Origin of the sequence: Streptomyces sp. NPDC059785 (genome assembly GCF_042732375.1) — a bacterium.
In the GTDB taxonomy this organism is placed as follows: Bacteria; Actinomycetota; Actinomycetes; order Streptomycetales; family Streptomycetaceae; genus Streptomyces.
This window is the reverse complement of the sequence record NZ_JBHWHV010000034.1, coordinates 1-20,878: the sequence shown is the minus strand read 5'-3', so window position 1 is coordinate 20,878 and position 20,878 is coordinate 1. Positions and strand designations below refer to the sequence as shown.

Below are 20,878 nucleotides of genomic sequence, written 5' to 3'. Positions count from 1 at the left end.
ACACGGAGACAGACCGAAGATCACCGAAGCCGACATCGTCACCGGGGGCGTCGATGAACGGACAATCACATCCCATCTCCCTGAGACTGCTCAAGGGATTCGCACTGACGATTGATCACACCCGCATTCCGGTATGTTCCAGCACTCAACGACTTCTTGCATTCCTGGCTTTGCAGGACATGCCCCGATCCCGCGCCTACGTGGCCGGAATCCTCTGGCCGAACGTCACCACGTCCCGCGCCAATGCCAACCTGAGATCATCCCTTTGGCGAGCGACTCGCCCGGGCCATCCCATCATCGACGTGTCCTCGCACGAACTGGCGATTTCCAAGGACATCGTCGTCGATCTGCACCAGTCGGTGGCGCGCGCCCACCGACTGCTGGACAACTCACGCACCTGCGACGACATCCTCACCATGCAAACCCTCACAGACCTGTCGGCCGACCTGCTGCCGGAATGGCCGGAAAACGACTGGATGCTGATCGAGCAGGAGCAATACCGTCAGTTGCGGCTTTATGCCCTGGAGGCGATGACCGAACGACTCACGGCGGCGCGGCGCCACGGTGAAGCGGTCGCCGCCGGACTCACCGCCGTACGCACCGAACCTTTAAGGGAAAGCGCCCATCACGTATTGATGAGGGCACATTTGGCGGCCGGCAACAGGGGCGCGGCACTGCGCCAGTACGAACAATGCCGCCGTACCCTGCAGAACGAATTGGGACTCGAACCTTCCGCATCCCTGCGAGCCCTCCTGCCACCCCGCACCGAACACAACGGACGATCACGGCTCCAGCACTCGGGCGCCTGACCCTCGCCCCCGTCCGTTACGCAGTTTTAGCTGTACAGGCTTACCTGGACAGGTGAGCCTGTACAGGTTAACGTGGGGACATGAGTGAGAGTCCCCGCCCGTCGGCCTCGGCGGTCCAGGCGTCGCACCAGGTCCGCGCCGTCATCAGCCGTCTGCGGCGGCGCATCCTGAACGCCTCGGAGGTCGAGGACCTCACGCTGGGCCAGGCGTCCGCCCTGGCCCGGCTCTCCGGCAAGGACGGGGTGACGGTCAGCGATCTGGCGTCCGTCGAGGGGGTGCGGCACCAGTCGATGACGGCGACCGTCAACGCGCTGGCCGCGCGGAGCCTGGTGCGGCGCAGCCCCGATCCGGACGACGGACGGCGCCAGCTCGTCGCACTGACCGCCGAGGGCCGCCGCCGGGTCGAGGAAGGACGCCAGGCCCGCACCGAGTGGCTGGCCGCCCGGCTCCAGGAGCGGTGCACCGAGGAGGAACGCCGCACGGTGATCGCGGCGATGACCGTACTGGAACGGCTGACGCACGACTGAGGACGGGTGTCCGGCGGGGTGGCGACGCGGACGGCCGCGCGGTCGTCCGACCGGCCACTCCGCCAGGTCAACTCGCCTAGACTGACGCGCGGTTGATCACATCCTTCGTCACGTCTCCCAGGAGTTCACGATGTCCGCACTGGACGGCGCGTCCGGCTTTCCCCGGATCGACACCAGCAGACCTCACCCCGCACGGATGTACGACTGGTTCCTGGGCGGCAAGGACAACTACCCCGTCGACGAGGCGATGGGCCGGCAGCTCATGGCGCTGGAACCGAACATCCCCGTGATCACGCGGATCAACCGGGCCTTCATGCAGCGGGCCACCCGGTGGGCCGCGGCCCAGGGCGTGCGGCAGTTCCTCGACATCGGCACGGGCATACCCACCGAGCCCAATCTGCACCAGGTGGCGCAGCGGGTCGCCCCCGAGACCCGGGTCGTCTACTGCGACCACGACCCGATCGTCCTGACGCACGCCGAGGCGCTGCTGCGCGGCACCCCCGAGGGCGCCATCGACTACGTACAGGCCGACGCGCGCGACACGGAGCTGATCCTCGAACGGGCCGGGAAGATCCTGGACTTCGGCCGGCCCGTCGCCCTCTCCATGATCGCGCTGCTGCACTTCCTCAGCGACGAGGACGGCGCCCAGGCGGTGGTGGACCGGCTGAAGGCCGCCCCGGCCCCGGGGAGTTACGTGGTCCTGTCGCACATCACCTCCGACTTCCACTCGGCCGAGGTCACCCGGGAGGCCGACAGCAAGTACAAGGCGAGCGGGCTCACGCTGGCCCCGCGCAGCCGCGCCGCGTTCACCCGCTTCTTCGAGGGACTCGACCTCGTCGAGCCGGGCGTGGTGCTCGCCGAGCAGTGGCACCCGGAGCTGGGCGAAGCCGTCCCCGGCCAGGAGGACGGCTTCGCCAGCCCCATGTACGCGGCGGTCGCCCGCGTGCCGTAGGCCCCGGGGGCCTACGGCAGGGCGACCACTGACCCGTCGGGTGACCCGTCGTCGGACGAACCCGTCGGGTCAGACCTTCTCCAGCCGCCAGACCTGCGGCTGGAGGCCGTTGCAGGTGTACTGCTGGACGTTGCCGCCGGCCTCGCGGGAGCCGTTCGCCACGTCCAGGCACTGGCCGCTGGACTTCACGATCAGCCGGTAGTAGCCGCGGCCGACGTTCGACAGTTTCCAGTCCTGCGCCGCCGCGCTGTTGCAGTACCACTGCCGTACGTTCGCGCCCGCCGTGGCGGAGCCGTTCTCGACGTCCGCGCAGTAGCCGCTGTTCAGGCCGGTCAGCGTGAAGTAGCCGCTCCCGCGCGCGTGGAGCGTCCACTTCTGCGGGTTCAGGCCGTTGCAGGTCCACTGCTGGATGTTGCCGCCGGGGTCACGGGAGTCGGCGGAGACGTCGAGGCAGAGCCCGCTGTTGGCGTTCACCAGCCGGTACGTCGCGCCGTCGGTGACGCCGGTCGCATCCGAGCTGCCGAGCAGGCTGCCGGTGGCGAAGTAGGGCCGGCACACGGTGCCGTCGTAGTCGGTGGCGATCTCCAGCACCTTCGTGCCGTCGGCCGACGGCAGCAGCGGCGAGCTGTAGTTCGGGCAGTAGTTGATCTCGGGCGACGGCACGTTCACCGGCGACTCGATCTCGTACCAGGGCCCGGAGCCGTTCTCCGTGTTGGCGAGGATGGTGTGCCCGCTGTCCGAGGCGACCGAGCCGTCCTTGTTGAGCAGGCGCTGCCCGATCAGCAGGATCCGCCCGTTGGGGCTGCCGTCCGGCGCCGGTGCCCAGGCGATGGTGGGCGCGGCGCGGAAGTACTTGCCGTCGACCGTCTCGGGCCGGTAGCCCAGCGACGTGGCGTCGCCCCAGTTCCAGCCGTCCGCGGAGGTCCGGTAGTGCACCACGCACTGGTACTGGCCGCTCGGGGTGCAGATCTCGTAGCTCATGAAGTAGGTGCCGTTGGGCAGTTGGCGCACCACCGGCATGCCCGGACGGTCGGTCGACAGGGTGCTGGCCACGGTGTCGTGCTTGCCCTGCCAGGTGACGCCGTCGTAGCTGCGCACGGCCACGAGCTTCTGGCTGTGCGCGGAGTCCGTCTCGTCGGAGTAGTGGCACACCAGGGCGCCGTCCGAGGCCACGGAGAACTCGGGCTCCCACAGGCCGCCGGTGGTCGTCGCGGTGGCGCAGGCCGAGAGGTAGGACCAGGTGCGGCCGACGTCGTTGCTGCGCCAGATGCGCAGCGACATGCGCCGGTCCGTCTCGTCCTGGCCCGCGGAGGACGCCCACAGCAGGGTGCCGGCGGGGAGGCTGCCCACCTGCCGGGGAAGCTCGAACAGCGTGGTGCAGCACAGCCCCTGGCCACTCGCGGACTCCGGGTCCGAGACGCCGCCCACCCGCGAGAACGACGCTCCGTCGTTGGTGCTCTCGTAGATGGCGCCGATCCCGTTGTTGCCGCTGAAGGACACGACGCTGGCGATGACCCGGCCGTTCGCGGAGCCGTTGTGCGCCAGCCGAATGGCCCGGGGGTAGAGCCCGGTGCCGTCGCCCAGCGCCGTGCCGGTGGCCAGCACGGAGGCGTCGTCCACCGCGGTGGCGGCCGCGGCGGCCGTGGCGGAGGAGGCAGACGAAGCCGACGAGGCCGACGAGGCCGTGGAGGCGGCGGTCAGGGCTGCGGCTGGGGGACCGTAGGCCAGGCCGAGGAGGACGGTCAGACCCAGGGCCGCGGTCTGTGCGGTACGCCGGAAGCGGAGCGCGCTGGATCCCGATCCCTGTGATCGGGTCGCGCTGTGACCAGCGGATGGGGGGCGTTGGCGTCTGAAGACGCGGAACGAGAGGAACGGCAACACGGCATTCCTTCCTGCGGACACATTGGCGTCAATGTAGAGCCGCTTGTACATCGATGTAAATGGTTGAGACGACTGCGCTGACGAGGTCATTCGCGACGGAAGGGGACCTAAGGCGTGCGTGGTGCGGGAGCCGTAACCGCCGGGTCGAACAGGGGCGTTCCGGCGTTCCGGGCCGGCGGACGGCCGTTCCGCCGGGTGGTGGCGGCGACCGTGCGGGGCGCGGAGGGCGGCGCGGACACCGGGAGGCGGCGCGGGAAGCGGAGGGCGTCGGGGGGCGCAGGACGGCGTGGGAAGCGGAGGGCGGGGTGCGGCGCGGAGTGCGGAGTGCGGGGCGGTGTTCCGCTCGCGGCCGCCGCGCGTGGGGCGTACGCCCACGTCCCACGATCGGGGCATCGCCAGTGCGTGGGGCCGCTGCGACGATCACCGGCAGCACTCCGGCTGAGTGGTCCGTTCCGGTAGCCGTCGCAAAGTCGCGAAGTCGCGCAGTGGCGGAGTGGCGGAGTGGCGGCAGCAGGGCCGGGCCGGTCCCAGCCGAACGTCCACCGAGCAGAGGGAGTTTGACCATGCCGCTGTCTATCGAGAACGCCGCGCAGGAATTGCAGGCGGCGAACCAGGTCGGTGACCCGGAGGCCGACGCGCTCGTGTCCGACCTGATCGACCACCGCGAAGTGGACGGGGTCAACGCCCTGTTCCGTACCGTCGCCACCCTCAAGCACGGCCAGGACCGCTCCGGTCTGCCGCCGCGGCTCGCGGAGTTCCTCAGCGCCGCGGAGGCCGAACCGCCCGGCTGGAGCGACGCCGATGTCAGGGCCGCGGAGAAGTTCTTCTCCCGCCACCGCGGCGAGGTGGCCATGCTCCAGGGCACCGTCGGCCTGATCGGCACCTATCTGTCCCCGACCGGCGCGTTCACGCTGCGCTCCACCGGACGGCTGGGCGGTGTCGACGGGCCGGGCCGGCGGCTGTCGCAGTCCTCGCGCCTGTTCATCGACATGGACAAGCAGGGGGCGATGACGGACGGGACGCTGGCCGCCAACGTCACCAAGGTGCGCCTGGTCCACGCCTCCGTGCGGCAGTTGCACAAGAAGAGCGGTCAGTGGGACTACGACAAGTGGGGCGAGCCGGTCTCGCAGAAGTACACCACCGGCGCCTCCTGCGTCTTCAGCGTGCAGATCCTCCAGGCCATGCGCAATCTCGGCCTGGACGTGTCCGCGGACGACGCGCACGGGTTCATGTGCGCCTGGCACTACGTCAACCACTACCTCGGCACCCCCGAGAAGTGGGTGCTGCCCAAGGACGTGGACGCGGTGGACCGGGTGTGGACCGAGGAACGGGACAGGGAGTGGAAGAAAACCGACGACGGGGTCTTCATGACGAAGCAGGCCCTCGACTACTACAAGAAGTTCGTCCCGGGCCCCTTCCACGACGCGTTCGTCGCCATGGTCCGCACCGCGCTGACCGACCAGTACGCCGACATGGCGGGCCTGCCCCGCGGCTTCCTGGACACCGCCGCGGGGCCGCTGGCGGCGGGTCACAAGGCCGTCAGCGGTCTCGGCGGCGGGCTCCTGGGAGGCACCGCCGAGGACACCGTCGGCGTCAACCCTTACAAGGAGATTCTCGGCGTCGCCTCCAGCGCGTTCCGCGAGATGGAGAAGGCGGCGCTCACCCAGGGCCAGGACGACCAGCCCCAGATGCACCAGGAACTCGGCGACGACCGCTGAGTCCCCGGGCGGCCTGCCGTGCCGGGGAGCACGGCAGGTCCGTCGCGTCAGGACGGCCGACGGTGGAAATGGCTCAAGCCCCTCTGTGCCGATTCGGGCGCCTTGAGAGGTAATCAGCGGTCGGTCTACTGTGCGACAGTCCGCGAAGTACGGCACCGTGCGCTGCGCTGTCAGGGAGAAGAGCCATGCTGGTCCCCGCCCCCCGTCCGCACCCCGGCGACCTGCCGTTCTTCCGCGTCCTCGGGCCGCTGGAGGTGGGACCCGCGACCGGCGCGCCGCCGCTGCGCGGGGAGCGGCAGAAGCTGATCCTGGCGGCCCTGCTGCTCAGCGCGGGCCGGGTGGTGGCGACCGAGCGGCTGATCGACGCGGTGTGGGGCGAGCGGCCGCCGTCCACCGCCCGTGGCCAGATCCACATCTGCATCTCGCAGTTGCGGCACCGGCTCGCCGAGACGGCGCCGGCGGGTCCCGGGATCGAGACCCGGCCGCACGGTTACGTGCTGCCCGCGCGGCCGGGCGATCTCGACGTCCAGGTCTTCCGGCGCAGGACGGCGGCGGCGGATCTCGCGCAGGCGCGGGGCCACCGGGACGGGGCGGTCGGCCTGTACCGGTCCGCCCTCGCGCTGTGGCGCGGTCCCGCGCTGTCCGGGCTGCACGCGGACGCGGCGCGCCGGGCCGCCGCGCCGCTGGACGAGGAGCGCATCGCGGCGTCGGAGAAGCGGATCGAGCTGGAGCTGCGGCTCGGTCTGCACCGGACGCTGGTACCCGAACTGACCGGTCTGGTCGGCGAATATCCGCTGAACGAGCGGCTGAACGGCTATCTGATGATGGCGCTGTACCGGTCGGGGCGGCAGGCGGAGGCGCTGGCCTCCTACCGGCGGGCGCGCAGCGTGCTCGCGACGGAACTGGGGCTGGAGCCGGGCCGGGAACTGCGCGCGCTGGAGCGGGCGATCCTGCGCCGGGACGACGACCTGGCACAGGGGTGCGGCGGTCTCCCGCACTTCGCGTGAGGACGATCTCTTCGGCACCGGACGCGCGGGCGGCCGCTTCCGCAACGGGCCCGCGGACGGCCGCTTCCGGGCGGGGCGCACAGACGACAACTTCCACGCCGGGCGCGCAGACGATCCCTCCCGCGCCGGGCTGGGCAGCAGTGTTTCCCGGATCCGGTTGTCCGGCGGGCCGCCGCGCCCTGCCGGGTCCCGCAGGCCGGGTGACCAGGTGACCGGCGGGACGGCGGGACGGCGGGACGGCGGGACACCATGCATCGCTCGGTGCCGATCACGCCGCGGCGACCGCGAGGACCGCGTTCTGGCCGCCGAAGCCGAGTGAGTTCGTCAGGGCGAGGCCGATCCGGGCGGGGGTGGGAACGGCGGCGACCGCCAGTTCCACACCGGGGTCGAGCCGGGTGAGATTGGCGGTCGGGGGAATCAGCCCGCGTTCCACCGTGAGCACGGTGTAGACCGCCTCGACGGCCCCGGCGGCCCCGAGCAGATGCCCGGTGACCCCCTTGGTCGAGGTCACCACCGGGCTGTGCGGCAGCACCCGGCGTAGCGCCCGCGCCTCGACCAGGTCGTTGAGCGGGGTGGAGGTGCCGTGCGCGTTCACGTGCGCGACGTCGCGCGGGGAGGCTCCCGCGTCGGTGAGCGCGCCGCGCAGCGCGGCCTCGATGCCGCGGCCCTCGGGGTGCGGGGCCGTCATGTGGTGGGCGTCCGCGGAGGACCCGTACCCGACGACGCGGGCCCGGATGCGCGCGCCGCGGTCCCGTGCGTGGTCCGGGCGCTCCAGTACGAGCACCCCCGCCCCCTCCCCCAGGACGAAGCCGTCGCGGTCGGCGTCGAACGGCCGGGAGGCGCGGGCCGGGTCGTCCTCGCGCCGGGAGAGGGCACCGAGCTGGGCGTAGCCGGCGACCTGGAGCGGGGTGAGCAGGGCCTCGCTCGCTCCGGTGAGGACGATGTCGCAGCGGTCGAGGGCGAGCAGGTCCCTGGCCACCCCGATGGCGGTGGTCCCGGAGGCGCACGCGGTGGCGACGACGAGGTTGGGGCCCCTCGCCCCGTACTCCATCGCGACCTGTCCCGCCAGCATGTTGAGCAGTCCCATCGGGTGCAGCAGGGGCGAGACCCAGTGCGCACCCTCCTCCAGCAGTACCCGGTGTTCGCGTTCCCGGGTGGCGGTGCCGCCGTCGCCGCAGCCGAGGACCACGGCCACCCTGCCGCCGTTCCAGGTCCGCGGGTCGAGGCCGGCGTCGGCCAGGGCCTCGCGGGCGGCGACGAGGGCCAGCTGGACGAAGCGGTCGAGGCGGTGGGCGCGCCGGGCGCCGAGCCGTGCCGCCGGGTCGAAGCCGGGCACGCGGCAGGAGATCCGTACCGGGGCGTCCTCCAGTGCCGGGTCCAGGGCGGCGGCGGGCGCGGGCGCGCACACGGCCGCCCAGTTCTCCTCAATGCCGATGCCCGCCGGGGTGACGAGTCCGACCCCGGTGACGGCCGCGTCGCGTCCGGGCCTCACAGGGCCGCCTCCCTGGACGCCATGAGCCCGGCGATGTCACCGACGGTCCTGGCCTCGGCCAGTTCGTCGTCGCTGATCCGGATGCCGAGTTCCTTGTCCAGGACGAGGGAGAGCTCGACGACGGCGAGGGAGTCCAGCTCGATGTCCCCGGGGGTGGCGTCGGGGGTGATCGTGTCGGCGGGCACGTGGAGCTTGCCGACGAGTATCTCCTTCAACTGCTCGAACATGACCGGTCCTCCCGGGGTCCATGAGGTACGGGAATGTCAGCGCGCGCCCGGCAGGTGCGGCCACACGAGGGTGGTGGCGCCCCAGGCGAGGCCGCCGCCGAAGGCCGTCAGCAGGATGCGGTGGCCGGGCCGCAGCCGTCCGTCCGCGTCGGCCTCGGCCAGCAGCAGCGGGACGGAGGCGGCAGCGGTGTTGCCGGTGTGCTCGATGGTGGTCGGCACCCGGTCGGCGGGGATGCCCAGTTCGTCGCCGAGCGCGGCCAGGATGCGGGCGTTGGCCTGGTGCGCGACGAGGCGGTCGACGTCGCCGGTCTTCCAGCCCGCGGCGTCGAGGGCGCGCCGGGAGGACTCGCTCATCCGCCGTACCGCGTTGCGGAAGATCTCCCGGCCGCGCATCTGGAGGAAGGCGCCGCCCGGCTCGGCGGACCGGCCGTCCGTACGCCGCCGGGAGCCGCCCTCGGGGATCCACAGCAGTTCGGCGAGCGTGCCGTCGCTGCCCAGGACGACGGGGCCCAGCGCGCCCGGTTCGTCCTCGTGTCCCGCGCGCAGCACCACGGCTCCGGCCCCGTCGGCGAACAGGACGGCCAGGGAGCGGTCCCGGGGGTCGACGACGGTGGTGAGCACCTCGGCGCCGATGAGCAGGACGCGGTCAGCGGCCGAGGTGGCGATCAGTCCGGCGGCGGTGGCGAGGCCGTGGACGAACCCGGCGCAGGTGGCGGCGAGGTCGAAGGCGGGGACGCCCGCGAGGCCGAGGCGGGCGGCGACGGCCGGCGCGGTGGCCGGGGCGCGGTGGTCCGGGGTCATGGTGGCGAGCAGGACCGCGTCCGCCGAGGGGCTGCCCGCCGAGGCCAGGGCGCGGCGGCCCGCCTCCACGGCCAGGTCGGAGGCGGCCGTGCCGGGGGAGGCCACGTGGCGCCGTGCGATGCCGGTACGGGTGCGGATCCAGGAGTCCGAGGTGTCCAGGCGGGCGGCCAGGTCGTCGTTGGTCACGATGTCGGGCGGCAGCCAGCCGCCGACACCGGTGACGACGGCCCGGCGCGGGCCGTCCGGGCGGCCGGTGACGGGGGGCGTCGCGTCGTCCACCGCCGCCCCCTCAGCCCTGGCCGCCGAGGACGGCGAGGCCGTCCTTCAGGCCCATCTGGGTCAGGCGTACTCCGGCCGTCTCGTCGGTCCAGCGCTCGGCCGCGTCGTAGCGTTCCTCGGGGGTGGTGTCGAGCATGCGGCGGCCCGGCCAGATCTCGTAGTCGCCCACCACGTCGGCGTGCCGGAGCATGCCCTGCTGAAAGAGTTCCTCGCGGGCGATGACGAACTCGCGGTCGGGCAGTTCGTCCCACAGCTTGCGGCCGCCGCGCAGGATGTCGAGCAGCCGCGGCCGGTACTCGGGACGGGCGGCGAGGTGGTCGCGCAGGATGGCGCCGCCGACCGCCAGGTGGCGGATCTCGTCGATCGCCGCACCCCGGGAGACCTCGGAGGCGGCCGGGTCGAGCGGGCCCCACTTGCGTTCGCTCAGTTCGGCCGCGGGCGCGAGGACGCCCTCGACGATGATGGTGAGGACGGCCACGCCGCCCGCGAAGTCGGCCCGGTCGCGGACGATGTCGAGGGTGAACTCCTCCAGCGGGCGAAGCACCCGCTCCCGGTAGTCGGCGCCCGCCGCGCGGATGTCCTGGAGCAGCGTCCGGGCGGGCAGGCCGAGTTCGACCAGGTACTGGCGGAACACCCGGGCGTGGCGGGCCTCGTCGACGAGCTGGGTGGCGTAGAACTCCAGCTCCGGGACGTCCGGTGCGTGGGCCACGTAGAAGCCGAGGGCCCGGGTGGCCGCCTCCTCGGCCAGGGACCGGAAGCCGAGCTCCAGGGCCAGCGCCTCGCGCAGCGGTCCCGGGCGCCGCATGTACTCCGGAGTCCGGGCCCGTTCGGCGTGTCCGGTGACCGCGCGGCCCCGCAGGGTGCCCTGGGCGACGTGGCGGAGCCAGTACGCCAGGTCGCACCGTTCGGCGGTGAGCTCGAGGTGCTTGGCACCGTGCAGCAGCCCGGGGGCGGTGTCGAAGTCAGCCTCGGGCGATATGGCGTCGGTCATCGCTGGTCGTCCTCCTGTGGTGGTCGTGACGGGCCGCCGGCGGCGGGGCGGTGTCATCCGCCGGCGCCGGGCGTGCCGACGGGTGCCGCCCCGGGGCCCGGCACTTCGTGGACGGGTACGGGGACGCGGCGGCCGGCGGCGCGGCCGCGCAGTTCCGCCACCAGCCGCCGGTAGCCCGGCTCGGGGTGGGGCTCGAAGGGCAGCGCGAACGGTTTGAGGAAGTTCCCGAACAGGCCGCGGTCGCCGCAGAGGTGGAACGGCAGGACGAGCAGCGCCCACTCGGGACGCACCAGCCAGCACCACAGCGCGGCGACGGCCGCCTGGGTGATCAGGCTGTGCATCGTGTTGTAGAGCACGTAGTAGACCTTGGAGACGCGGCCGTCGCCGCTGCGCCGGTAGGCGACGGCTCCGGGGATGTAGCCGATGAGGTCGATGTAGGCGAACAGGGCGAGCGCGTAGGGCCAGCGGATCTCGCCCGCGTGGGCGACGAGGAGTCCCGTGCACACGGCGAGGGCGACGAGGTACTCGGCGCGGTGCAGCCGGAAGGTGGTGCGGGTCTCGAACGGGTTGGCCTGATCCATCGGTCACTCCTTGGGCGCGTGGCCCGCCGGATTTCGGGGGTGCTCGGGCGCGTGGCCGCCCGGTCTCGGGGGTGCTCGGGTGTCACGGGGTGGTGGTGCCGGTCTCCTCGCCGAGCACGGTCCCGGTGAACATGCCGGTGACGGCCCAGGCCACGGTCTCCCTGATGACGCGTCCGGCGATGGGGTCGAGGATCCCCTCCATGCTGGGGATGCCGAAGTCGAAGCGGGCCTCGAAGCGCAGGGCGCAGCCGTCGCCCGAGCGGCGCAGCACCCAGCGGCCGGAGAACGCGTCGAAGTCGCCGTCGGTCTGCCGGAAGGCGATGCGCAGGTGCGCGCGGTCGAAGTCCTCGGTCTCGGTCCAGCGCAGCAGTCCGCTGCGGAAGCGCAGTTCCCAGCTCGAACTGCCCCGCTCCCCCGGCGGCCCGGCGTGCACGGTGGTGGCGCGTACGTGGGGGGCGAGTCCGGGGTAGCGCTCGAAGCGGGTCACGCCGTCGAAGACGGTTTCCGGGGACCGGCCGGGGACGAGCGCCGCCAGGACGACCTGCCGCATCTCACCTGCCTCCTTCCGGGGTGCGGACGCCCTGTTCAACCAGGGCGCGGGTGGCGCCGTCGAACGCCTCCAGGAGGAAATCGGCGTCCGCGGCGGTGAGCACCGCGGGCGGGGTGAACCGCACGACGTTGCTGCCGTTCATGGAGTGGTTGGCCACCACGTGGTGGTTGAAGAGCTCGATCAGCAGCTCGCCCGCGAGTCCGGCCTCGACCAGTTCGACGCCGATGAGCAGGCCCCGGCCGCGGACCTCGATGAGCAGGTCCGGGATGTTGCGGCGGGCGATCTCCGCGAGATCGGGCAGCAGCCGGGCGCCGAGGGCGGCGGCGCGGGCGACGAGGTCGTCCTCGCGCACCGCGCGGATCGCGCCGAGGACGGCGGCCATGAGGAGCGGGGCGCCGGAGAACGTCCCGGTGTGGAGGTAGGGGTCCTTGTCGAACGGCCGGAACGCCTCCCGGGTGGCGACCGCCGCGGAGACCGGCAGTACGCCGCCGCCGAGCGCCTTGCCCGCGAGGAGCACGTCCGGCACCACGCCCTCGGCGTCGGCGCCCCACCAGGTGCCCAGGCGTCCCATGCCGGTCTGCACCTCGTCCAGGACGAGGAACGCCCCGTGGGCACGGCACAGTTCGCCGGCCCGGCGGAGATAGCCGTCCGGCGGGATGACCACGCCGCCCTCGCCCTGCACGGGTTCGAGCACCAGGCACACCTCGCCCGGGTGGGCGGCCAGTTCCTTCTCCAGCGCCCCGGTGTCCCCGTACGGGAGGTGTACGACGTCGGGGAGCAGGGGGCGGAACGGGTGCCGGAAGACGTCCTTGCCGGTGGCGGAGAGCGCGCCGAGCGTCTTGCCGTGGTAGCCCATGCGGGCCGAGACCACCCTGCGCCGGTCCTGCGCCCGGGCGAGTTTGAGCGCGGTCTCGACCGCCTCGGCGCCGGAGAGCGAGAAGTGCACGCGGTCCAGGCCCGGCGGGGTGACCCCGGCCAGGGCCTCGGCGGCGCGGGCGGCGGACGGTTCGAGGAGCAGGCGGGTGGCAACGGGGTGGGTGTCGAGCTGGCGGCGGACCTCGGCCATGACGACCGGGTGCCGTGCGCCCATGACGAACACCCCGTAGCCGCCGCAGTTGAGGTACTGCTCGCCGTCGCTCGTGGTCAGCCAGGCGCCGCGGGACCCGGCCTCCATGCGGGCGCCGAACAGCTCGGCCATGGTCGCCCGGCCCTTGCCGAAGTGTTCCCGGCACAGGCGCAGGATGTGCTGTTCCGCACCCGGTGCGGTGTCGGTCGGGGCGCTCAAGGGGGTGGCTCCTCGCTGTCGTCTGGGCACGGTCGGACGGCGGTACGGGACGGCGCCCGGTGTCTCGCGGCCGGCTCGCCGAGCGCCGCCTCGGTCCACCGCCGCAGCTCGGTGCCGGTCATCCGGGGTACGTACGGCAGCGCGTCGGCGACCCCGGGCGGGCCGCCGAGGCCGCCGAACTTGGCGCGGACCAGGGCGGCATGGTGGGTGCGGGTGTGCGGGCCCGCGGCGCCCAGCGGGATGCGCAGCTCGCGCACCGCGCGGCGGCCGTCGCGGAGCCGGACCGTGACCCGGGCGCCGGTGGCCTTGGCGGCCGTGGTGAAGTCCGCGGCGGGAGCCCCGGGCCGGTCCGCGAGGTCGGCCAGCTCCGTCCCGCCGAACTCCCGCAGCCAGGCGGCTCCCGCGGGTCCCGCCTGGCGCAGTGCCTCCCCGAACGGGGCGACGGAGTCCAGGAGTTCGCGGGTCATCGCGGTGTCGTGCAGCAGCCGGACCCGGGCGGCCACGGACCGGCGTACCGGGTCGTCCGACGCCTGCGGGTCCAGGTCGGGCACGGTGAAGCGGCCGGTCAGCAGCGCGGTGGCCACCGGGTAGCCGACGTCGAGGACCAGGGCGCCGGGCGGGCGCGCGGTCCCGTCGAGGTAGCGGCGGGCCCGCCGGGCGGCGAGGACGGTGTAGAGCGAGGCCTCCACCAGGACGTCGGCGACGTCGTCGGGCCCTGGGGCGTCCAGGTCGTGGTGGAGCGCCGACGCGCAGTCCACGGCGGCGTCGATGCCGGGCCCGCCGGGGTGCAGCTTGTACGAGAAGGTCTCGGTGTGCCAGCGCGTGCCGAGTCCCGCGGTGACCGCCTCGGGCAGCGGGACGGTGGCGAACCGGCGCAGGAACCCGTCCGGGTGCTCCAGCAGGTCGTGCGGTCCGGTCAGTCCGGCGGCGGCCGCGTCGCACGCGTCCATCGCCGTACGCACCGGTCCGAGGGCGTTCAGCAGCCGGGCGTCGCCGCCCAGGAAGGCGCGCAGCAGCGGCCACGGCGGCTGGGCGTAGGCCAGGGCGAGCGCGTCCGGCCAGCGCCGGCTCGCCGCGCGCTCGCAGTGCAGCCGTCCGGCGACGGCTCCCGCCAGGTGGGCGTGGAGCGCGGTCTGGCCGCGCAGCGGGCCCAGGGTGGCCGCGGCGGTGATCCGGGCCGCGCACTCGTTGGCCGCGACCACCGCGGTGAGCAGCGCGGGGCCGTCGAGGAGGCGGGCGTGGGCGAAGGCGAGCGGTACCGCGGCGGTGGAGTTGGACAGATGGCCCGCGTACGCGGTGTCGTCGAGGTTGAGCCAGGAGCCGAGTCCGGCGAGGACGCAGGCCGAGCGGCGCGGATCGGATTGCAGCGGCGGCCCGAAGGCCGCGGTCAGCCGGCGGCCGAGCGGATGGTCCGCGCCGGCCCGGATCGCCCCGAGCTGGGACAGCACCTGGCTGGCCGCGAGGCGCAGCACCCGCTCGGGCACGTCCTCGGGCCTGAGCCGGGCGGCCCAGACCCCGAGCTCTTCCAACAGGGTCGCCCCCACGCCTCCTCCTTCACTCACCTCGCACCGCCGGACGCGCCGCCGGACGGTCCCACCGCCGCGGCGGCGCCGCCCGGACCGGCAACGCGCGCGGCACCACGTCCAAAGCACCCCTCGACCCGAACCGGACGGCCCGGGCGCCGAGTTCCTCCAGCGCAGTGGCCCCCACGCCTCCTCCTTCACTCACCTCGCACCGCCGGACGGTCCCACCGCCGCGGCGCCGGGACGTTTCAGCGCCGTGGTGGTGCCGCCCAGACCGGCAACGCGCGCGGTACCACGTCGAAGGTGGCCTTGGGGCCGAAGCGGTCCTGGGGCTCGCCGTCGTGTTCCAGGGCGAGGCCCTCGCCGTCCAGCCGCTCGACGACGATCCGCCTGCCCCGCCCGTACGCCGTCCCGGGCAGGCCCAGGTGGGCGCCGTCGCGCGTCAGTCGCGGTACCAGTACGGGGTCGATGTCGCCGATGACGCAGACGTCGAGGAGGCCGTCGTCCGGCTCCGAGTGCGGCAGCAGCAGGTACTGTCCCGCCCGGTGCCGCCCGCCGCCGACGTTGACGAGGACGGTGGGGCCCTCGGCGAGGACGGCACCGTCGACGGTCACCCGGCCCGGGTAGGGGCGGAAGTCCGCCGCCGTCTCGGCCAGCGCGCGGGCGTAGCGCTCGCGCCCGGTGCCGGGCACCGACGCGAGGGTGGCGAGGAGCTGCGCGCCGAGGCCGGTGCAGGAGCCGAGCAGCACATGCGCGCCGGTCTGAGCGAGCCGGGCCAGGTCCACCCGGCGCAGCCGGGCCCGCTGTTCGGGGCCGAGCGCCATGGACACCGCCTCCTGCCACGGCCGGTCGTCCCAGAACATGCGGTAGTCGGAGTTGGCGCTGCCCGCAGGGACGACGAGCAGCGCGGCCCGCCGGTCCAGGTTCCCCTGGCGGAGCAGCCCCTCGGCGATCTCGCGGACGGTGCCGTCGCCGCCGACCGCGACGATCACGCCGGGGCGCTGGTCCGCGGGCTCCTTGGTGACGGCGCGGTGCACGGCGTCGGTGGCGTCCCCCGGCCCCGTCGTGCGGTGCACGGTCACCGCTCCGGTCAGCTCGTCGCAGCGGGCGGCCAGCTGCTCCACCAGATCGGGGTGGTAGCCGCCCGCCGCGGGGTTGGCCACGATCAGGGCGCGCCGCGGGGCCGGGCCGACCGGGTACGGCATGCTCACTCCTGATGTCGTCCGCCCCCGGGCGCCGTGGAGCACGCGCGGGCGGCGGAATTGGCGAGATGGGCGGAGAGGGCAGGATTCGAACCTGCGGGGGCGCGAGCGCCCGGCCGGTGAATGCACCGGTCCCCGTTGGGCCACTTCGGGTACCTCTCCCGAACCGTTCCGCGAATGAGGATGCACCATCGCGCTGACGGCCGACTGACATTCCGCTGACCGTTCCGCGGCGTGACTCGATTACGTACCCGGGAAGTGCGCGATTCTTGCCGTGGTCCTTTCCCGGTGCTGTACTCGGCACTCCGTTCGTCCGCTTCCCGCGCTCGGAGGTGAGGAGACGTGACCGCCGGACCGGCATCGGAAGTTTCCGCTTTCCAGGCCATCACCGCGTACGCGCATTCCGGCAATCCCAGCGCTTTCCTGGCCCTCAACGAGGGGAACGACCTGTTCACCTCGCCCGTGGCCGAGGGCCTGGCCGTCCACCGGCGTTCGGGGCGCTGCCTGGTCCAGTTCGGCGGGGTCTTCGCGCCCGAGGAGGACTACTGCCGGCTGCTGGCGGAGTTCGTCGCCCACGCACGGGAGCGGCGGCGGCGCCTGGTCGCCGTCCAGCTCCAGCGGGCCGACGCCGAGCGGTACGCGGCGGCCGGCTTCACCGTCAACCAGCTCGGCGCGTCCTACGCGGTGGACCTGGACGGGTTCTCCCTGCGCGGCGCGCGCTTCATGCGGCTGCGCAACAAGATCTCGCGGTCGCTGCGCAGCGGCCTGACCGTGCGGGAGGCCGACGCGGAGCAGTGGGAGGAGGCGCTGGGCGAGCTGGACGCCGTCTGGCTCGCGGGCAAGGGCAGGCACGCCAGGCCGCTGCGGTTCCTGGTGGGCGAGCACGGCGGCGCCGCCCAGCGGCACCGGCGGCTGTTCATCGGCCTGACCGGCGGCGAGCTGGCCGGCTACATCTCGTACTCTCCCGTCTTCGGCGACCGGGCCGGGTGGCTGCACGATCTCAGCCGCCGCAGGCCCGACGGCCCGCCCGGGGTGGCCGAAGCGGTCAACGCGTACGCGATCGAGGCGTTCCGCGGCGAGGGGACCCGCTGGCTGCACTTCGGCTTCACGCCGTTCACGGGTCTGGAGCGGAGGCACGAACTGGACGGGCACAGCGCCGCGTTCGGGCGGCTGGTGCGCTGGCTGTGGGAGCACGGCGAGGCCGTCTACCCGGCGCGCACCCAGCTCGCCTACAAGGAGAAGTGGGCCCCTGACGTGGTGCTCCCGGACTACATCGCCTTCCACGGGCGGGCGTCGCTGCGGTCCTTCGCGCACGTCTTCCGGGCGGCGGGCGCACTGTGAGCACGCGGTTCCGGCGGGCCGCCCGGCCGCCGGAACCCTTGATCCGGCCGCCCCTTCTAACCGGCCGGTGCGGCGTGCCGGACGCCCGCGGGTCCCCGTTCCAGTGCCGCGTCCTGGGTCAGGATCGCGCGTTCCAGCCGGCGCAGCGCGGGCGAGGGGTCGACACCGAGCTGCTCGTCCAGGCACCGGCGGGTCTGCCGGTAGGTGTCCAGCGCCTCGGCCTGCCGGCCCGAGCGGTACAGCGCGACCATGAGCTGTTCGCAGAACCGCTCGCGCAGCGGGTCGCGCATATGGGCCTCGCGCAGTTCCGCGAGGACCGCGGCGGACCGGCCGAGCAGCAGCTCGCAGTCGAACAGTGTCTCCATGGCCAGCAGCCGGTGCTCCTCGTAGCGCGCGGCGGCGGCCCGGCACAGCGGCCCGCAGGCGCCGCCGCCGAAGACGGCCCCGCGCCACAGCCGGAACACCCCCCGCAGCAGGCCGACGGCCTCCGCGGGGGCGCTCGCCCGGATCCGCTCGGCCCGCTCGGCGCGCCTGACGAACGCGACGGCGTCGAGTTCGGCGCCGTCCATCAGCAACTGGTAGCCGTGCGGCAGGCAGACGATCCGGGGGTGCGTGCGGCGCGGCTCGAGCCGTCTGATCTTCTTGCGGATGCGGCTGGCGTGGGCCTGGAGGGCGTTGGAGGCGCCGTCCGGAGTCGATTCTCCCCACAGTTCACCCATCAGTGTCCCGGCGGAGACGGCGTTGCCCTCGCTCACCAGGAGGGTCTGTAACAGCACGCGCTGCAACTCTCCGCCCACCGTGGCCCTCCCCTCGGGGGAGAGCATTTCCAGGCCGCCGAGAATACGGAATTCGACTGCTCGGTCTTCTGTTGTACCGCCACCGGTCAATTCTTCTCTCCTTGGACTCCGCGAAGGGAGCCGGAGCAGCGGGGAACGAAACGCGGAACGCGTGAGCGGGACGTTACAACGACCCGCTATCGTCCCCCTTTCGCGGCTTCGTCGCCCGTGCGGCGCCCAAGGTGGCGGGTGAGATCGGCGGCGATGGCGAGCGCGGCGGTGCCGTCGGCGAGATAGAAATGCCCGCCGGGGAATTCGCTGCTGCCCAGGAAGGCCGGCGTGCGGGCGGCCCACTCGGTCAGCCCGCCCGGCTCGAGCGTCGGGTCGGACCGCGCTCCGTAGGCGGCGACCGGGCAGACGGTCCGGGCGCCGTCGTCGCGGAAGTCGGCGACCAGCGCGAGGTCGGCGCGGAGCGCGGGCAGCACCAGCGCGAGCAGTTCCGGTTCGGCGACGGCCTCTTCGGGCAGCACGCCGAAGCGGCGGACGGCGGCGGTGAACCGGGCGTCGGGCAGCGGGAGCAGGCCGTCGACCGGCCGGAACCGGCCCGGTGCCCAGCCGGACACCGCGAGCAGGGCGGGGCCCGTACCGCGCTCCCGTTCCGTGCGGACGGTCAGCCGGTAGGCCAGCAGCGCGCCGAGGCTGTGCCCGAAGAACGCGTACGGGCGGCCGTCCAGTTCGGCGTCGAGCGCTTCGCCGAGCGCTTCGATCAGCGGGCCGAGCCGCCGGTACGGCTCCTCGCCGCGGCGTTCGCGCCGGCCCGGCAACTGGACGGTGTGCACCTCGGCGCCGGGCAGCAGGGCGGGCCACCCGGGGTAGGCCGCGGCGCTGCCGCCGGCGTGCGGGAAGAGGAACAGCCGCCACGCGGCGTCGGGGCTCGGTTCCGCCGTGTGGAACCAGCGGGCCGTCGGGGACAGCACCTGATGACTCCCGGTAGGGGACGGGTGAGGTGGGTGAGGTGCGCTCAGGCCCCGGCGTCGCGCATGCGCTCCTGGAACTTCAGGTCCGGGACGATGCCGGCGTGGGCCTGGGCGACCGCGGCGCCGTCGGCGTCCGTGATCAGGGCGTTGGCGACCATCCGGGTCCGGCCCGGGTGGACGAGTTCGCCGCGCACGGCGTAGTCGTGGCCCGGGCGCACCGGGCGCAGGAAGTCGATGCCGAGATCGAGCGTGATCATGGGGTAGGCGTGGTCGCCGTGGCTCGACCCGGCGGCGCAGCACATGTCGTCGAGCACCATGGCGATGTAGCCCGCGTGCACCCCGCTGCCGGCGAAGTTGGCCAGTTCCGCGGGGGGCCGCCAGGTCTCCTCGACCAGCCCCGCCCGTGCCCCGGTGACGCGCAGGCCGAGCAGGGCGTGGTGGGCGCCGTGCGGTATCCGTCCGTCGGCGACGGCCTGGAGCATCTGTGCTCCGGACAGTTCGTCCCACAGCGCGAGCATCGCGCTCTCCATCGTCTCGGGCATGGTGGTCCGCCTCCCCGGGCCGGCGCGTCGGTCGGTCCCGTCCCACCGTGGGCGACGGCGGACGGTCCTGTCCACCGCGGTTCCGGGCGGTGTTCAGGTCAGGACGAGGGGGTCCCCGCCGAGGTACGCCACGAGGGGTTCCGCGGCGCTGTTGCGGGACGGCGGGTGGAAGGCCAGCGGCCGGACCGAGGAGGCGAGCAGGGCGCCTTCGGGCGAGCGGACGAAGTCCATGCCGCCGAGCAGTTCCAGGGCGAGGTCGGCGGCGCCGGACAGCGCCTCCTGGGCGGCGTACCGGGCGATGAGTACGGCGGCGACCGCCTCCTCGCCCGTGAGGTCGCCGTCGCGGACGGCCCGGGCGGTCCCCTCCAGCAGCAGGCGGGCCGATTCCGTGCGCACGGCGAGGGCGGCCCGGTCGGTGGCGGCGCCCCGGCCGTTGTCGAGCGCCCGCCGGGCCAGGGCGGCGGCCGCGCCCGCGTACCCGGCGGAGATCAGCAGCTCGAACCAGACGAACCCGGTGCTCTGGAGCTCCGACAGCCGGTCGGGGTCACCGGCGGTGGTGCGCACCACCAGTTGCTCGGGCACGAACACGTCCGTCAGGCGCACCTCGTCGCTCTCGGCCGCGGCGAGCGCCCCGTTGCTCCAGAACGGGTGCACGGTCAGCCCCGGGGTGTCGCGGGTGACCAGCGCGATCGCCAGTTCCGGCCGCCCGTCCGCGTCCGGGACGGCGACGCTCGCGGTGAGCAGGTCCATCGAACGGGACAGGCTGCACGGCTTCTTGGCGCCGTCGAGCCGGTAGCCGCCGTCCACCGGCCGGGCGGCGACCGCGGGGGTCAGGATGTTCTGCCGGGTACGTCCCTCGGCCCAGCCCGAGGCCATCAGTCTGCGTCCGGGGACGATGTCGTGCAGCAGGGCCCGCTGGACGCCGGTGAGCCCGTCCTCGCGTCCCGCCAGGGAGAACAGCATCGCGGCGGTGAAGTGGTGCATGGTCGCGGCGGCGGCGAGGGAGGGCGAGTACGAGCCGACGGCCCGCATGACGCGTACGGCGTCCACGGGGTCGGCGGCCCGGCCGCCGAAGCCGGCGGGGACCAGCAGGGCGGGGCCGCCGTGCTCGCGGAAGAGTTCGGTCACCGGGCTGCCGGGGGCCTCCCGTTCGGTGAGGTCGATGTCTTCCAGGGCCTTGCCGAGGCCGGGGTGGTACTGCTCGCAGACCTCCCGGTCCGAGTCCAGAGAGCGCACGCGGTGACGTCCTTCCGTGGGCGGGGCGCCGCGCCGGGGCGCGGGGCCCCGCCCGGGCCGCCGCCCGGGGGGCGGCCCCCCCCACGGGGGGGGGCCGGGGGCCGGCCCGCACGGGACCGGGGGCGCCCACGGCCGTCTCAGCCCCCGTACGGCCGCGCCGACTTCGCCTCCCGCAGTGCCA

At 73.7% G+C, this 20,878-nt stretch carries 20 protein-coding genes and 1 tRNA gene; 6 read left to right on the top strand and 15 right to left on the bottom strand.

The window, feature by feature from the left end; genetic code table 11:
• The first annotated feature begins 302 nt into the window (after nucleotides 1-302).
• The 3 genes from ACFV6E_RS24640 to ACFV6E_RS24630 all read left to right on the top strand — a co-directional run bounded on the left by ACFV6E_RS24640 (nucleotide 303) and on the right by ACFV6E_RS24630 (nucleotide 2,288).
• Nucleotides 303-809, top strand: a complete 507-nt coding sequence (locus ACFV6E_RS24640) for a BTAD domain-containing putative transcriptional regulator (RefSeq protein ID WP_385464603.1) — start codon at nucleotides 303-305, stop codon at nucleotides 807-809.
• Between the two features lie 80 nt (nucleotides 810-889).
• The gene (locus tag ACFV6E_RS24635; RefSeq protein ID WP_385464601.1) at nucleotides 890-1,336 is read left to right on the top strand and encodes a MarR family winged helix-turn-helix transcriptional regulator; all 447 of its coding nucleotides are present in this window, start codon (nucleotides 890-892) and stop codon (nucleotides 1,334-1,336) included.
• Nucleotides 1,337-1,466: 130 nt separating this feature from the next.
• Nucleotides 1,467-2,288: an SAM-dependent methyltransferase gene (locus tag ACFV6E_RS24630; RefSeq protein ID WP_385464598.1), complete on the top strand. Its 822-nt coding sequence runs from the start codon at nucleotides 1,467-1,469 to the stop codon at nucleotides 2,286-2,288.
• A 69-nt stretch (nucleotides 2,289-2,357) separates the two neighbouring features.
• On the opposite strand, the gene ACFV6E_RS24625 is transcribed toward ACFV6E_RS24630, so the two are convergent.
• Complete coding sequence (locus ACFV6E_RS24625; protein WP_385464596.1) at nucleotides 2,358-3,908, bottom strand: RICIN domain-containing protein; 1,551 nt, start codon at nucleotides 3,906-3,908, stop codon at nucleotides 2,358-2,360.
• An 824-nt stretch (nucleotides 3,909-4,732) separates the two neighbouring features.
• On the opposite strand from ACFV6E_RS24625, the gene ACFV6E_RS24620 reads away from it, so the two are divergent.
• Both ACFV6E_RS24620 and ACFV6E_RS24615 read left to right on the top strand, forming a co-directional pair.
• Nucleotides 4,733-5,887 carry an oxygenase MpaB family protein gene (locus ACFV6E_RS24620; RefSeq protein ID WP_385464593.1) on the top strand — a complete coding sequence of 385 codons (1,155 nt, stop codon included), beginning with the start codon at nucleotides 4,733-4,735 and terminating at the stop codon, nucleotides 5,885-5,887.
• A gap of 185 nt (nucleotides 5,888-6,072) precedes the next feature.
• Nucleotides 6,073-6,894: a BTAD domain-containing putative transcriptional regulator gene (locus tag ACFV6E_RS24615; RefSeq protein ID WP_385174659.1), complete on the top strand. Its 822-nt coding sequence runs from the start codon at nucleotides 6,073-6,075 to the stop codon at nucleotides 6,892-6,894.
• 268 nt (nucleotides 6,895-7,162) lie between these two features.
• Here ACFV6E_RS24615 and ACFV6E_RS24610 read toward each other — a convergent pair whose 3' ends face one another.
• The 10 genes from ACFV6E_RS24610 to ACFV6E_RS24565 form a co-directional block, all read right to left on the bottom strand.
• Entirely contained in the window at nucleotides 7,163-8,386 is a 1,224-nt protein-coding gene (locus ACFV6E_RS24610) for a beta-ketoacyl-[acyl-carrier-protein] synthase family protein (protein WP_385174656.1), read from the bottom strand.
• Nucleotides 8,383-8,613, bottom strand: coding sequence for an acyl carrier protein (locus tag ACFV6E_RS24605; RefSeq protein ID WP_385174654.1), 231 nt, complete (start codon nucleotides 8,611-8,613; stop codon nucleotides 8,383-8,385). Before ACFV6E_RS24605 ends, ACFV6E_RS24610 begins: the two co-directional genes overlap by 4 nt.
• Before the next feature lie 36 nt (nucleotides 8,614-8,649).
• Nucleotides 8,650-9,693, bottom strand: a complete 1,044-nt coding sequence (locus tag ACFV6E_RS24600) for a beta-ketoacyl-ACP synthase III (protein ID WP_385174652.1) — start codon at nucleotides 9,691-9,693, stop codon at nucleotides 8,650-8,652.
• Between the two features lie 10 nt (nucleotides 9,694-9,703).
• Nucleotides 9,704-10,684 carry a VlmB-like protein gene (locus ACFV6E_RS24595; protein WP_385174649.1) on the bottom strand — a complete coding sequence of 327 codons (981 nt, stop codon included), beginning with the start codon at nucleotides 10,682-10,684 and terminating at the stop codon, nucleotides 9,704-9,706.
• A 53-nt stretch (nucleotides 10,685-10,737) separates the two neighbouring features.
• The gene (locus ACFV6E_RS24590) at nucleotides 10,738-11,265 is read right to left on the bottom strand and encodes a hypothetical protein (protein WP_385174646.1); all 528 of its coding nucleotides are present in this window, start codon (nucleotides 11,263-11,265) and stop codon (nucleotides 10,738-10,740) included.
• An 82-nt stretch (nucleotides 11,266-11,347) separates the two neighbouring features.
• Nucleotides 11,348-11,815: a type II toxin-antitoxin system RatA family toxin gene (locus ACFV6E_RS24585; RefSeq protein ID WP_385174643.1), complete on the bottom strand. Its 468-nt coding sequence runs from the start codon at nucleotides 11,813-11,815 to the stop codon at nucleotides 11,348-11,350.
• Nucleotide 11,816: 1 nt separating this feature from the next.
• The gene (locus tag ACFV6E_RS24580; protein WP_385174640.1) at nucleotides 11,817-13,100 is read right to left on the bottom strand and encodes an aspartate aminotransferase family protein; all 1,284 of its coding nucleotides are present in this window, start codon (nucleotides 13,098-13,100) and stop codon (nucleotides 11,817-11,819) included.
• On the bottom strand, nucleotides 13,097-14,644 hold the full coding sequence (locus ACFV6E_RS24575) for an MmgE/PrpD family protein (RefSeq protein WP_385174637.1): 1,548 nt from the start codon (nucleotides 14,642-14,644) through the stop codon (nucleotides 13,097-13,099). The genes ACFV6E_RS24580 and ACFV6E_RS24575 overlap by 4 nt, the downstream gene beginning before the upstream one ends.
• Nucleotides 14,645-14,871: 227 nt before the next feature.
• Nucleotides 14,872-15,828, bottom strand: coding sequence for a diacylglycerol/lipid kinase family protein (locus tag ACFV6E_RS24570; RefSeq protein ID WP_385464590.1), 957 nt, complete (start codon nucleotides 15,826-15,828; stop codon nucleotides 14,872-14,874).
• Between the two features lie 70 nt (nucleotides 15,829-15,898).
• Nucleotides 15,899-15,987, bottom strand: a tRNA-Cys gene (locus ACFV6E_RS24565).
• 180 nt (nucleotides 15,988-16,167) lie between these two features.
• Between ACFV6E_RS24565 and ACFV6E_RS24560 the strand changes: the two genes are divergently transcribed.
• Nucleotides 16,168-17,166, top strand: a complete 999-nt coding sequence (locus ACFV6E_RS24560) for a phosphatidylglycerol lysyltransferase domain-containing protein (protein ID WP_385174633.1) — start codon at nucleotides 16,168-16,170, stop codon at nucleotides 17,164-17,166.
• A gap of 56 nt (nucleotides 17,167-17,222) precedes the next feature.
• Here ACFV6E_RS24560 and ACFV6E_RS24555 read toward each other — a convergent pair whose 3' ends face one another.
• The 4 genes from ACFV6E_RS24555 to ACFV6E_RS24540 form a co-directional block, all read right to left on the bottom strand.
• Entirely contained in the window at nucleotides 17,223-17,942 is a 720-nt protein-coding gene (locus tag ACFV6E_RS24555) for a BTAD domain-containing putative transcriptional regulator (protein ID WP_385174630.1), read from the bottom strand.
• A gap of 197 nt (nucleotides 17,943-18,139) precedes the next feature.
• On the bottom strand, nucleotides 18,140-18,919 hold the full coding sequence (locus ACFV6E_RS24550) for a thioesterase II family protein (RefSeq protein WP_385174627.1): 780 nt from the start codon (nucleotides 18,917-18,919) through the stop codon (nucleotides 18,140-18,142).
• 44 nt (nucleotides 18,920-18,963) lie between these two features.
• Nucleotides 18,964-19,461 (bottom strand): PaaI family thioesterase, encoded by a 498-nt coding sequence (locus ACFV6E_RS24545; protein WP_385174624.1) that lies wholly within the window; start codon nucleotides 19,459-19,461, stop codon nucleotides 18,964-18,966.
• A gap of 93 nt (nucleotides 19,462-19,554) precedes the next feature.
• Nucleotides 19,555-20,697, bottom strand: coding sequence for an acyl-CoA dehydrogenase (locus ACFV6E_RS24540; protein ID WP_385174621.1), 1,143 nt, complete (start codon nucleotides 20,695-20,697; stop codon nucleotides 19,555-19,557).
• Between the last annotated feature and the right edge of the window lie 181 nt (nucleotides 20,698-20,878).

Excerpts from the sequence above, each read along its gene's own strand:
- ACFV6E_RS24635 (WP_385464601.1), top strand. The coding sequence starts at position 890 with ATGAGTGAGAGTCCCCGCCCGTCGGCCTCGGCGGTCCAGGCGTCGCAC.
- ACFV6E_RS24630 (WP_385464598.1), top strand. The coding sequence starts at position 1,467 with ATGTCCGCACTGGACGGCGCGTCCGGCTTTCCCCGGATCGACACCAGC.
- ACFV6E_RS24620 (WP_385464593.1), top strand. The coding sequence starts at position 4,733 with ATGCCGCTGTCTATCGAGAACGCCGCGCAGGAATTGCAGGCGGCGAAC.
- ACFV6E_RS24615 (WP_385174659.1), top strand. The coding sequence starts at position 6,073 with ATGCTGGTCCCCGCCCCCCGTCCGCACCCCGGCGACCTGCCGTTCTTC.
- ACFV6E_RS24605 (WP_385174654.1), bottom strand. The coding sequence starts at position 8,613 with ATGTTCGAGCAGTTGAAGGAGATACTCGTCGGCAAGCTCCACGTGCCC.
- ACFV6E_RS24595 (WP_385174649.1), bottom strand. The coding sequence starts at position 10,684 with ATGACCGACGCCATATCGCCCGAGGCTGACTTCGACACCGCCCCCGGG.
- ACFV6E_RS24590 (WP_385174646.1), bottom strand. The coding sequence starts at position 11,265 with ATGGATCAGGCCAACCCGTTCGAGACCCGCACCACCTTCCGGCTGCAC.
- ACFV6E_RS24585 (WP_385174643.1), bottom strand. The coding sequence starts at position 11,815 with ATGCGGCAGGTCGTCCTGGCGGCGCTCGTCCCCGGCCGGTCCCCGGAA.
- ACFV6E_RS24570 (WP_385464590.1), bottom strand. The coding sequence starts at position 15,828 with ATGCCGTACCCGGTCGGCCCGGCCCCGCGGCGCGCCCTGATCGTGGCC.
- ACFV6E_RS24545 (WP_385174624.1), bottom strand. The coding sequence starts at position 19,461 with ATGCCCGAGACGATGGAGAGCGCGATGCTCGCGCTGTGGGACGAACTG.